Annotated in this window: 9 protein-coding genes; 5 read left to right on the top strand and 4 right to left on the bottom strand. The window is 47.9% G+C overall.

Annotation, left to right across the window (positions count from 1 at the left end):
• Positions 1–241: 241 nt before the first annotated feature.
• Positions 242–1,264, bottom strand: a complete 1,023-nt coding sequence (locus GJR95_RS28910) for a ligand-binding sensor domain-containing protein (RefSeq protein WP_162389167.1) — start codon at positions 1,262–1,264, stop codon at positions 242–244.
• 233 nt (positions 1,265–1,497) lie between these two features.
• On the opposite strand from GJR95_RS28910, the gene GJR95_RS42310 reads away from it, so the two are divergent.
• On the top strand, positions 1,498–1,941 hold the full coding sequence (locus GJR95_RS42310) for a hypothetical protein (RefSeq protein ID WP_232540889.1): 444 nt from the start codon (positions 1,498–1,500) through the stop codon (positions 1,939–1,941).
• A gap of 97 nt (positions 1,942–2,038) precedes the next feature.
• Here the strand turns inward: GJR95_RS42310 and GJR95_RS28900 are convergent, their stop codons facing one another.
• Together GJR95_RS28900 and GJR95_RS28895 are read right to left on the bottom strand one after the other, a co-directional pair.
• A complete protein-coding gene (locus tag GJR95_RS28900) occupies positions 2,039–4,453 on the bottom strand; it encodes a hypothetical protein (RefSeq protein WP_162389166.1) in 2,415 nt (804 codons plus the stop codon).
• Between the two features lie 103 nt (positions 4,454–4,556).
• A complete protein-coding gene (locus tag GJR95_RS28895) occupies positions 4,557–5,654 on the bottom strand; it encodes an acyltransferase family protein (RefSeq protein ID WP_162389165.1) in 1,098 nt (365 codons plus the stop codon).
• A gap of 84 nt (positions 5,655–5,738) precedes the next feature.
• Between GJR95_RS28895 and GJR95_RS28890 the strand changes: the two genes are divergently transcribed.
• The 4 genes from GJR95_RS28890 (at position 5,739) to GJR95_RS28875 (ending at position 11,894) form a co-directional block, all read left to right on the top strand.
• Positions 5,739–8,336, top strand: a complete 2,598-nt coding sequence (locus GJR95_RS28890) for a family 20 glycosylhydrolase (protein ID WP_162389164.1) — start codon at positions 5,739–5,741, stop codon at positions 8,334–8,336.
• Positions 8,337–8,443: 107 nt separating this feature from the next.
• Entirely contained in the window at positions 8,444–9,280 is an 837-nt protein-coding gene (locus GJR95_RS28885) for an ROK family protein (protein WP_162389163.1), read from the top strand.
• A gap of 139 nt (positions 9,281–9,419) precedes the next feature.
• Complete coding sequence (locus GJR95_RS28880) at positions 9,420–10,661, top strand: MFS transporter (protein WP_162389162.1); 1,242 nt, start codon at positions 9,420–9,422, stop codon at positions 10,659–10,661.
• A gap of 69 nt (positions 10,662–10,730) precedes the next feature.
• Positions 10,731–11,894 carry an AraC family transcriptional regulator gene (locus GJR95_RS28875; protein ID WP_162389161.1) on the top strand — a complete coding sequence of 388 codons (1,164 nt, stop codon included), beginning with the start codon at positions 10,731–10,733 and terminating at the stop codon, positions 11,892–11,894.
• A 50-nt stretch (positions 11,895–11,944) separates the two neighbouring features.
• On the opposite strand, the gene GJR95_RS28870 is transcribed toward GJR95_RS28875, so the two are convergent.
• Positions 11,945–12,892 carry an RpnC/YadD family protein gene (locus tag GJR95_RS28870; protein ID WP_162389160.1) on the bottom strand — a complete coding sequence of 316 codons (948 nt, stop codon included), beginning with the start codon at positions 12,890–12,892 and terminating at the stop codon, positions 11,945–11,947.
• Positions 12,893–12,907 lie beyond the last annotated feature (15 nt).

Raw genomic sequence — 12,907 nt, 5'->3', positions numbered from 1 at the left:
TCACCGCAACCTGCACGGTTCCTAACCTACTCTTATTTTACTGGCTTTTCTCTTGTTTATACTTGCAACTGGTTTGATGCAAGTGGATTTTACAAACGTATGACGTTGGTAGCACGTTTGTAAAGCTCGTTATATATACTCAGCCAGAGCGCTAAAATGAGACATTGATCATGAAATCCTGGCGTGTGTTTTGCTGAATGGGCGTTTTAAGAAACAGCTATACATTTTTTAGTTGATCTCTTTACTTCTTAAAGTCGGTAATGGTCTTTCCATCATACCGATACACCCCACCTGAACCAAACCAAATACTGCCATCATTCGCTTCTAAAATCCCAAAAAGCATGCCTTTCGTATCGTCAGATTCTGGATCTACTTCGGTTACCGTGGGATTTTTATTGGACAAAGTAGTTCCATCATAACGGAAAAGTGACCAGCCCCAATTCGTTTCTGAACTCGTCCAGATGTTGCCTTTTTTATCTTCGTAGACATAGGCAACACCACGCTCGGTGAAGTTGGTAAATGTATTGCCGTCATAGCGCCAAAGGCCATCACTGCCACCGAGCCAGATATTGCCTTTTTTATCTTCGATTATCGTACGAACATTCCTAAATGGGGTGCCATCATGAGTTAAAATGGTAAATGTTTTTCCATCATAAATACAGGCATTGCCCCTTGTGGCAAACCAGAATTTCCCGGTTTTATCTTCAATAATAGAATTGACATCATTATGGTCAGCAAGGAAGAGTCTTTCGTCCGTTGTAAAATTTAGACCTTCATTCATCCTATAATTTCGAAAGGATTTCCCATCGTAACGGCTTGCTCCACTTTGTGTGCCGAACCAAATAGTCCCGGTCTTATCTTCATAAATGTCAATAACCTGATTATTGGCAAGGCCATCCTTGATTGTAAACTGTTGAAAGGATTTACCATCGTAGTAATAAACCCCTTCACCAACCGTACTAAACCAAAAATTCCCTTTTCGATCTTCTAAAACCGAAAAAAAACGGGCCGAACTCACCTTACTGGTAACATTGGTAAACGATTTTCCATCATATCGAAAAACACCGCCAAAGGTTCCAATCCAAATGTTGCCCTTCCGATCTTGCTTGATGGTACGCGTGATATGGCTAGGTCCATAGGAGGTAATTACCTCTTTGGGTTCGGACCTGATCGTGTCTTTTGGTAGTTCAGTTTTGTTTTGTCCTTTACAGGAAGTGTAAAAAACAAATAGCAGCAACAAAGTATATACGGGTGCGTATTTCATTATTTTTCCTCCCAAAGAATTTTAACCGCAGCCGCGGACGGTCGCAACGGCGGACCGTAAACCTACTCGTTTTTGTGCTGAGCTTTGGTTAACAGCTTGTTAACGAAACCTAAAAGCAGTTTTTACTGACTGCCGTGGGTTTTTGCCCTTGAGTAGTTGGCCATATGGCACAAAGATGTTGCCTATACAACTGTCTCACAAAATACCCTCTTCCTTGTGAAGAAAGAACATTTATGCATCTGCGTCTCAAATGGCCGGGCTGCCGGAGCTGGCGTTTAACGAGACTCCACAAGTTAGGCGATGGGCGAAGAAATGATTTGTCATTCTACGGCAAAAGAGATTTCTTTGTCAGAATCGGATTTGCCCAATTTTGGGCAGGAACGTACCCAAAGTTTCAGAATTTTCTTAACGTTGACAGTATTATGTTTTCAAGTAAAGACTACTCTAAAATGACACTTGAGGAGTTAGTGTCAGAAGAGAAAAAGTTGAAATCACAAAAAATTACAATTGCTGTGATCATCGGTATTGTCGTTGGCATTGCTGTTTATTCGGCTACACATAGGGGTTTTGTTCTGCCGATTATTTTGCTAATTTTTTCTTTGGTAATTGGCTCCAGATATTCAAAAAACCTGAAGGGCATCCAGGCGGAAATAAGCCGCAGGGATACCGTTCGTTAGCTTCGTCGTACCACCGTTTGTCGGAAAGGCAGCACTCCTGATTGCTACATCTGGGCGGACCGTGCTTCTAAGCGAAAGTCTAATTATCTACTTTTCCTCATTTCCTGACTAACCAGATTTCGGTCACCTGTGAGCCGCGTTCGCCCTCTCCGCACGTCCAGATGAAAGTAACGGCTCCATCGGTCAGAGCCGCTTTGGGCACGTCGAATTCATAGATGGGTTGCTGGCCCGTTTGAATAAAATCATGGACAACAGACCCATCGTCGGTCATGAGTTTCATGCGCGACTGGAAGCGCCCGGTGTAGGCAATTCGAAGCTGGTAGGTAGCGTTGGGATCAAGTTCGGTATAGGCGATTTTTAAGGGTTGATCATAGAGGGTTTTCGCCTGTTTCATCCACGCGCGTGGAGTGATCTGGCCTTTGAAGCCCGTAGCTTTAATTTCATCCACCCACTCGACTCCCACCAAACCAACGCCGAATCCAATTCTTGCTGATTGCAAACTGCCCGGATCGGTCGCCCAACTCACGTCAGAAACAACGCGGTGCCAGCTTTCGGGCGCACCAAAATGATCGTAGAAACCGCCTGGCCCCGGATCAGTACGGTGCAGCATCTCACGGATTTTCTGGATTCGTTCGGATTCATCCGCTAATTTTTCAATCTGCGAAAGCTGCGATAAGAGCCAGGGTGAGTCATTGAGCGGGATGTCAATATTATCGACAAAATTACCCCGCCCCGACATCGCTCCGTGTCGTTCGATCGTCAATTGTGCGCCGATACTTTTGTAAAGCGAGTCTGCTAAAGCAAAACACTGCTGTCGATAAGCGGGCAGAATAGGTTCTTTCCATGCTTTTTCGAGGATGGCGTTCGCTTGCCGGATGGCTGCCAGAGAGCCTCCCGATTCAATTATTTCCAGCTGATTGCGTGCCTGTTGCTCGAGGTCCGTTTCGTACAGCAGCCGACGGCGCGTGTAGGCATCGTAATATGCCCGGATCAGGGCCATCTGAAAACGGGGATTTTGTCGTATGGATGGCGGAATGGATTTTTCCAATGCCTGCCATTGCATCAGTGTCCGTTCGACAGCATCGTTAGTCAGTAGATTCCCCCGCCAGTTCTGCTCCAGTGCGACAAGCCCCTGCGCAACGGATTCTGTGTGGGTTGACCCAATAAAAAGTCGGCCATAATCACGTAATGTTTCAATGACCGGCGTTTCCGGGTTCCAGTCCTGATCACTCCAGACAAACTTATTGACATCGTCGTTGGTGCCTTCCGAATAGCTGATGCTGCCTACTCCGAATTCATCGAGTGCATTGTGAATTGCTTTCTCGTCGTGCGGACGCGGGTTGATGCATTCCCGACCAAGGGTCATGGCCCAGGCCAGATCCCAGTGCGGCACCGGATACTGGGAGGCATAGTTGTGCGTAATATCGGGATAATGACGAATCGGAATGGACGGATTGACCCGTTTACGGATCTCCTGAACCGGCATTTTGACCCACGGTCCGAAAACCACCCCACCAAACCAGTCGTAGCCTTTATTGACGTGTTTGTAGAAGGCATCGAACCACTGTTGCGTCGGTCGGAAAACTTGCGGTGACACCCAGATTTTGGCTTTCGGATGGTATTTGTGCAGCACCTGGGCTTCTTTTTCGAGCCAGGCAAAGAGCACATCAGGATCCAGTTCGCCGGGGTCGCCACCCGGCACAAAAACGGCATCCAGTTTCTGCACAGCCGCAAAAACTTCGTGTCGCTCAGCCAGTTCCTTCTGTATGGAATCAGGATGCGTATAGTTCTGGCCCATATTCGGATACCACATCCAGACATCCAGCCCGTATTCGGCACAAATCCGCGACTGCTCGCCAATCATTTTTATGGCCGGAAGTTTCATGTGGCGACTGGTGAAATCGTCGTCGGTACGCGGGGGCATAATCTCGATGCTATTGGCGCCAAACAGGGACAGTTCGCGAATGTACTGGTCAAATTGAGCCACCGAAAACGCATCATACGCATTGGTTTTAGGCCGATAACCAAGCTGGTGCCCGCGAATGGAATAACGGGGACTGGTGGCAATAGCCAGGTTTCCGGCTACATCCAGTTTGCCCGGTTGCATAGTCAGTTTACGGAGTAATCGCCCGACACCGTAGAGTAAGCCCCGCGCATCATGCCCTAAAATCAGCACCGCGTTCGCCGACTCGATCGCAACCAGCCTGAAACCCTCGCTTTTGCTTTCGGGCATTGCCTGAAGCAGGGTTCGGAAACGCTGAGGCAATTGTGGTAAATCACTTTCCAGCGCAAGACCAATAAACGGCTGATTATCGGTAGGCAGTTTTGTGGTAACAATGAGCTGAATCCCGCTGCGTTTCCGAACTTCCTGCTGAAGAATCTCTACGGTTCTATGCAGGGCTTTCTTATCAGAAACAACGTTGACTATATGTGCTTTCGATAAGTCGATTGAGCCTGAATAGGCGGCACTTGTCAGGATGGAAAGGAAACAGATGATTAATCGAATTGACATTTTCAATTAGGTGGTTAGGGTGAGGTTATGTTCATAAACCTGACCTGCTAGGTTTTGAGAAACCTAGCAGTGTCGGTTTTGAGAAACCGACAGCACACTGGTATCAGAGCTTTATGAAAATCTTTCGCTTATACAGCACATAGGCCGGAATGAAATTGATGCCAATGAAAAACAGGGCATAACTCAGACTGGCGAGCTCGGGCTGCATACCGATCGCTATTAATCCATTCACAACGTGCTCATTTATTGAGCGATCTCCGAGTTTAAATCGGTAAAAAAATAGGGCGAAAATGTCGGCCAGTACATACACCGTAATAGCGTTGGCACCGAAAATGACGCCTGGTTTCGTGCCGCCTGTGTACCCAAGAACATCGACGAGGAAATACAACGAACCCAGCAGCAATGCCACAAAACCAGACGTGACGAGCACAAATGAACTCGTCCAGAGGTTTTCATTCACGGGAAAAGTAAGTCCCCAGAAATAGCCAGCGGCCGCCGTAAACAGGCCAGCCGTCATGAGATACGACACTTTTTCGGTTGGGCTGGCGCTACTGAGCATCCAGCGTCCGGCCAGCATACCCATAATGCCCGTTACGATCGATGGAAACGTACTGAGAATGCCTTCGGGGTCCCAGGTGCCCTGCCACATCCGACCGGGCAGGTATTGTCGATCAAACCAGGCGGCTAGATTCTGACCTGGCTCCAGGACGACTTTTCCCATATCCGGCGATGGAATCTGGGTCATGGCTAACCAATAGGCAACCAGTGTGAGGACTCCAATCCAGGCTTGTTGCTTCCAGGTTGTATTCAGAAAAAGAAACGCACAGACCAGAAACACAATGGCAATTCGGTGAAGTGTACCCGTCCAGCGAACGTTCGGAAAATCAAAATCGGGCATCAGGTTCAGGAACATGCCTACCGCGAAAATCTTCAATGACCGGATCACGATTTTTCGGTAGAGTTCGCCTTTCGGATGGCGTTTGTCCAGCTTCTGTGCGTAGGCGAGTGCAATGGACACGCCCACGATAAACAGAAAAGTCGGGGCAATTAAATCGGTGAATGATAGGCCATTCCATTTGGTGTGTCTCAGCGTAAAATACACGAACTCTTCGCTTCCCGGAAAGTTGGCAACAATCATAGCCGCGATGGTAAATCCACGCATCGCATCTAACGAAATGAGTCGGCTTGGTTGCGGCATCATTAAAAAGTGAAAAAAGCCATGTTACGGCAATAGTATCTTTAGTACTGATTTGAGTACTATAAAGGCTATTAAACCCGAAGATTTATGCGTACCAGTTTTTATGCCGTCCTGTTGCTGCTCGCTGTTAGTTGGGTAAACGGTTGTCGGCAGGCAGATAAGGCGGGAATTGACGAGGGGCTGCAACTGGCCGTTTCCTGGGAATTGGTTAGTAATTTTACGGACATAAAAGACGGATTCGAAGCTCGTTTTACACTCACCAATAAGAGCGATTTGCCGTTGACGGATGCCAATTGGGCGTTGTTTTTCAACATGTCGCCCCGGCCTATTCTTCCCGCCAAAACACCCCAGCCTGCTACGGTTCAGCACATCAATGGCGATTGGTACAAACTGATTCCCAACAAAGGGTTTAGCCTTAAACCGGGTGCATCAACGGAAATTCTATACCAGGGAACGGAGGCTGTTACCAAGGTGACCGATGCACCCCTGGGGCTGTACGTCGTTTTTTACGACAAAGACGGCAAGGAGGAAAACATTGTTCAGATCGCGCAGGCGAACTATACAATCGTACCATTTACCCGTAAAGAACAGATGCTACGGGGAACCGCCGATCTGGAACCACTGCCAACGCCCTCGGCTACCTATCGAAATAACCTGGCCGTTTCGTTGCTGCCAACCGAACAGTTACAGGAAATTATTCCGTCGCCGGTTAGGTTGACTACCGGTTCAGGAACGTTGGCGTTGAATTCGTCACTGCCGATTTATGCCGATAAAGGTCTCGAAAGCGAAGCCCGTTTCCTGAGCCAGAAACTAAAGGCCATCACGGGCAAGGCCTTTCCTGTAACTACCGGATCGCTGACTGGGAAAGGTATTTCCCTCAAAACAAGTAAAATCAACGTCAATGGCATTGCCAAAGAAGCGTATCGGTTAGGCATCGACGGCAATGGTGTGTCCATCACCGGGAGCGATGCCGCTGGCGTGTTCTACGGCGTTCAGAGCCTGCTGGCGCTGATTCCAACTGCAACCTACTTAAGTCCATCCGCCGACATTTCCCTGAACTACGTGCAGATTGAGGATGCGCCCCGGTTTGAATTTCGTGGTATGCACCTGGACGTCAGCCGGAATTTCCAGACCAAAGAAACCATCCTGCGCCTTCTCGACCTGCTGGCGTTTTATAAAGTCAACCAGTTTCTGTTCTATACGACCGAAGACGAAGGCTGGCGGCTCGAAATTGATGGTTTGCCCGAACTAACCCAGGTCGGAGCGCAACGGGAGCATACGTCAGGTAAAGAAACGTCGGTGCTGCACCCGGCCTATGGGTCTGGCCCAAAAGCATACGACGATGGTAAATACGGCAGCGGCTATTATACGAAAGCCGATTTTGTCGAAATTCTGAAATATGCCAAAGAGCGACACATTAAGGTGATTCCCGAGGTGAATTTACCGGGCCATGCCAGGGCCGCAATCAAAGCGATGGAAGCTCGTTATGAACGATTGATGAAGGAAGGCAAGGAAAAAGAAGCTAATGAATACCGGCTCATCGATCCCGACGATAAATCCGTATACCTTTCGGCACAAGGCTATACCGATAATGTGGTGAGCGTCGGGCGGGAATCTACCTATCATTTCTACGAAAAAGTGGTGGATGAGATTACCAGACTATACAAGGAGGCCGGACTTCCGATGGACGTCATGCACGCTGGTGGCGATGAAGTACCCGAAGGAGTCTGGACCAAATCGCCCATTGCGGCCAAACTGCTGAAGGAGAATCCATCGATCAAAGACCCTAAAAATTTGCAGGCGTATTTCTTTGGTAAACTTCGGGAACGACTCGCTAAACGAAAGCTGGAAGTACATGCCTGGGAAGAGGCCGTTCTGGTAAAAGCCGCCGATGGGAAATTAGTCATGAATCCTGAATTTGTCGGAAAAGGGGTCGTTCCTTATGTCTGGAATAACCTGTTCGATCTTGATCTGGGTAATCGGCTGGCAAATGCTGGTTATCCCGTCGTGTTGTGCAACGTTTCGAACTTTTATTTCGATATGGCTTATAACAACGATCCTCAGGAACCGGGGCTTTATTGGGCGGGTTACGTCGATACACGCAATAACTGGGCGTTTGCTCCCTTCGATATGTTCAAAACCACCTACAAAACGGCGATGGGTAAACCATTGACTTTTGCGGGTCTGGAGCATATGAAGCCTGAAGCGCGTAAAAACATCCGCGGTGTTGAGTCTCAACTCTGGAGCGAAACCGTTAAAGGGCGCGACATGGCCGAATACGATATCCTTCCCAAACTACTGGGTTTTGCCGAAAGTGCCTGGGCACCCGAGCGGCCGTGGGAAACCATCGAAAACCGGCAGGCACGCGAAAAGTCGATCAGTACGGGCTGGAATGTATTTGCCAATACACTGGCACAAAAAGACCTTCCACGCCTGGCCCGTATCAATGGCGGGTATAACTACCGGTTGCCGCTTCCGGGAGCCCTGATCGAAAACGGTACGTTAAAAGCCAACGTCGAGTTGCCGGGGCTTGCTATCCACTATACGACAGATGGCTCCGAACCGACAGCTCAATCACTTTTGTACAAAAATCCAGTGAAGGTGTCGGGTACGGTGAAACTAAAAAGCTTTGATGTGGCTGGCCGATCAAGTCGGTCGGTCGTTGTTGCCGGTATAAATCCATAAGGTCTCGCAGCCTTTATCGGTTTTCGATTTCGCTCAATAAAACCGTGACACGGCTCCGGGCGAAAGACCTAAAAAAAGTAAGTATTTGCTAAAAACTGCATTTCAACATGACTATCGGGGTTGATTTAGGAGGGACTAATGCGCGAGTAGGTCTGGTCGATAATGGAACAATTGTTCGTCAGAGGAGTATGGTGTTGCAGGACAAAGACTCCCTTTCGGCTACGTTAGCGCAGCTTATCGACCTGATCCGGCCATTCGTGGAATCATCCGTAAACAGTATTGGCATCGGAGTGCCGTCGGTGGTCGATATAGATCGGGGCATTGTCTACAATGTGGCCAATATTCCGTCGTGGGAGGAAGTAGCCCTGCGTGATATTCTGGAAAAAGAATTTGACCTGCCCGTTTTTGTGAACAATGACGTGAACTGTTTTATTCTGGGCGAACACCAGTTTGGTCTGGCGCAGGGCTATCGGTCTGCGGTTGGAATGGCCATTGGCACAGGGCTTGGTTCGGGGATTGTTATTGACAATCAGCTGTATACGGGCAGTAATTGCGGAGCAGGCGAAATCGGATTGTTACCTTACCTCGACAAAAATATTGAGTCGTATGCCGCTGGCGATTTTTTTGAATCGGTTCACCACACAACGGCTCTTGAAGCCAGTCAGGCTGCGCTTCTGGGGGAACCTAATGCCTTGAATCTCTGGGATGAATTTGGTAAACACTTTGGCAATGCGGTTAAAGTTGTGCTCTATACCTACGATCCGGAAGTGATCATTCTGGGCGGTTCTATTGCCAAAGCTTACCCTTTTTTCCGAACGACAATGTTTGCCAGTATGGCAGACTTTGCTTATCCGGTAACCCTTCGGCGGTTAAAGATATTTCAGTCTCAGAACGAAAATATTGCCTTGTTGGGAGCCGCGGCTCTGGTACGTCAGTTGGTATAGCTGGTGGTGTCAGGTTCTCAAACCTGATACTGACCTATTCATTGGTTGGTTGCCTATCACCCCAAGGTATGAACGCTGGCTATTGCTCTTTCACTAGGGGCTGGTGTTCTGATTCACCCTTTCGCTCTTTATTTTTCAGATGAAACGTAACTCCCTGATTGTTGGCCTGATTCTATTGATATTCTTTGTTATTTCTTTTCTGACCAACATTCTGGGGCCAATTATCCCCGACCTGGTCGAAAGTTTTCAACTGAGCATTGGGCTGGCCGGGTTTCTTCCGTTCGCTTTTTTTGTGGCGTATGGCGTATCGATACCGTCGGGGATTCTGGTGGAAAAATACCGGGAGAAATCAGTGCTGATTGGCGCATTTGCATTGGCATTTCTGGGGTCGTTACTCTTCGCGATGATTCCCCAGTTTTCGGTAGCATTGGTCTCTTTGTTTGCCATAGGCGTTGGAATGGCCATGTTGCAGGTCGCCATTAATCCATTGCTGCGCGTAGCCGGGGGCGAAGAACATTTTGCGTTTAATTCGGTGCTTGCTCAGCTTTTTTCGGGTGCTGCTTCGTTTTTCAGCCCACTTCTATACAGCTACTTTGTTCAGACGATTCATACCAATGACTCCTCCTTTCTGATTCACCTGCTCAATCAAGTGGTACCGGTTCATTTTGAGTGGGTGTCGTTATACTGGGTTTTCGCCCTGACAACCCTGCTCATGATTATGGTGGTCGCTTTGATTAAATTCCCGGCGGTCGCACTTAAAGACGATGAAAAAATAGAAGTTGGCGGGACATTGGTTGAATTACTTCAGAACAAAACCGTATTGCTGTTCTTCGCGGGTATTTTTGCGTATGTCGGCACCGAACAGGGTATTGCCAACTGGATGTCAAAATTCCTGCAACTCTATCATGGCGTTGACCCGACTACTACGGGTGCCACGGCGGTCGCTTATTTCTGGGGGTTAATGACCGTTGGTTGCGTGCTGGGGTTGGTTTTGCTAAAATTCGTCGATAGCCGCAAAGTTCTGCTCGTGTTCACCCTGGGCGCTATTGGTTCGTTGTTGCTGGGTTTGTTTGGGCCGAAAGAATTGGCGCTCTACGCGTTGCCGGGTACTGGCTTTTTTGCTTCGGTCATGTGGTCGATTATTTTCTCGCTGGCTCTCAATTCAGTACCACAACATCATGGCACTTTTTCCGGTATCTTGTGTACCGGAATCGTGGGTGGAGCTTTGGTGCCGCTCATGATCGGAGGATTCGCCGAGCTGGTTGGTCTGCGCTGGGCCATGCTATTGATGCTCATTACGTTAGGCTATATTTTTAGCATTGGTGTCTGGGCAAAGCCCTTAGTGACGAACGCGATAATTAAACTAAAAGTAAGTGAGTGAATTAGTAAATGACTGAATAAATGCGTCAATCATTCAGTCATTTACTAATTCACTCACTCATTCATCCTCATGCACAAGATCATTCTGCTGATTGATTTCTCCGAGGACTACAGCCGGAATCTGTTGAAAGGGATATCCAAATACGCGCGGGAATATGGCCCTTGGGTGTTTTGTCAGATGCCCCTCTTTCATCGAGAAACACTGGGCGTCGATGGTATATTGAACTGGGCCCGCGATTGGGAAGCCGACGGTATTATCGGGCAGTTATACAACGATAGTAGCGTAGAGAAAATCGTTCAGGCGGGTATTCCGGTTATTGCACAGGACTTCAAAGAGCGTTTTGTCGAGATTCCTAATATAACGGGCGCTCACCGCGAAACGGGGGCTATGGCCGCCGATTATTTCCTGAGAAAGGGCTTCAGGCATTTCGCTTTTTATGGATTTAAACACATCGTTTGGTCAAGGGAACGAGCCGAAGGCTTCGACGAACGGGTATCTCGTTCAGGTTGCACGGTGCATTATTTTGAACATGAAGAGTACAGTTCGAGCGATCTGTGGCATTATAAACCCAGTTCACTGAGTAAGTGGCTGTCGTCGTTACCGAAACCCATTGCCATTCTGACCTGCGACGACCGGATGGGCCAGCATATCACGGAAACCTGCCGGCATTCGCGTATTCGAATTCCCGAAGAGGTGGCTGTGCTGGGGGTCGATAATGATGAGATGCTCTGCGAACTCTCTGACCCGCCACTTTCCAGTATTGTCCAGGATGCCGAGAAAGGTGGCTATGATGCTGCCCGACTGCTCGATCGGCTGATTCGCAAGGAGATAACCGACATTTATGACATTATTGTTGAACCCACTCAGGTCGTTACCCGCCAGTCGACCGATATCTACGCGACCCACGATGAATACATCGCATCATCGTTAAAATACATTCACCAGAATATCGACAAAAACCTTCAGGTCGATGAGGTCGTGAAGCAGGTTCCCTTATCGAGACGGTCGTTGGAAATGCGTTTCCAGCAGGTTATTGGGTACCCAATCTACAAATACATCCAGAATCTGCGTATTGAGAAGTTCTCGAAAAAACTACTGGAAACAGATCAGGCTGTTTTTGAGATTGCGATGGATCTGGGCCTCAACGACACGAAGAATATTGCCCGTCAATTCAAGCAGATAAAAGGCTGTACGCCCCTTGAGTATCGCCATCGGTATCTGGCCGGGAAGTGACTTTAGGAGTGGCTCTATTGAAAGAGTCAGGGCATCAGCGTAGTGATAATCTAGGCCACATCATTGCTTCCAGATTCAGGTAGTGTGTCTTTTCTAACCTGATCAACAAACGCAACGTTCACTTCCAGAATATCAGCAATCTGTTCGCTGGTAAAGCTGGTTTTCGCCAGAAGTCGAGCCACAAGTACTCGTTTCTCCTGATCTGCCCCTTGTTCAATCCCTTCTTTTTTAGCCCTCTCCAACAGAAATTGCTCAATACCCATTGTCGTATTTTTTTGTGTGATTGCTTCAATTTCTCTTTCAAACTTACGGTTCGTTTCCGGGTTTTCCAAGCGGACATAATAACGAAGAAAGTTCATCAGACTTCTTATTTTGCCTTTCGATATCTGGCTGCTTAACAATACTTTAGCTATTCGCAGCTTAAGCTCTAGCAATTCCTCGTCGGTTAAGTTTTTGGCTTTTAGGGCGGCTTTAACCGTCAGGATGACCAGCGCAAAGGGATTGGTACTGGCCAATAAATCGGCTTCACTCTGTTCGTGAATTTTATAGGTATTGTATTGATAACTCAGTTGAGTACCCAGATAGGATTGCTCATATTTGCTGGGATGGTAGCCTTTGCGACCATCCGTGAAAATGGCAAAGGCTGTGATGGGCTGGCGGTATTTGTCAAAAATACGGTAATAATACTGGAACATCCGTTCGGCAAAGCGAGGATCTTTATACCCCTGAATTTCAATGTGAATAAGTATCCATTGTTCATGAGGCAGCCCTTTTTCGCGGATAAATACTTTTACCAGCTTATCCACATAACGGGGTGCGTAGGTGTCCTGTTCAGGCGGAAACAATTGTTCTAATTCTTTGTCGAGGTAGTCAATCCGGCGGGTTTCATCGTCATTTTCCAATAAGAATAACTCATTGGCATTCGGAAAGAAAAACCGCAGAAAGTCATCGAAAACATCTTCCAGTATGGCTTTCCACAGAGTATCATCGCGTTTCATATGCAATAATACACC

This window comes from Spirosoma endbachense, assembly GCF_010233585.1.
GTDB classification, from domain to species: Bacteria; Bacteroidota; Bacteroidia; order Cytophagales; family Spirosomataceae; genus Spirosoma; species Spirosoma endbachense.
This window is presented reverse-complemented; position numbering and strand designations above follow the sequence as displayed.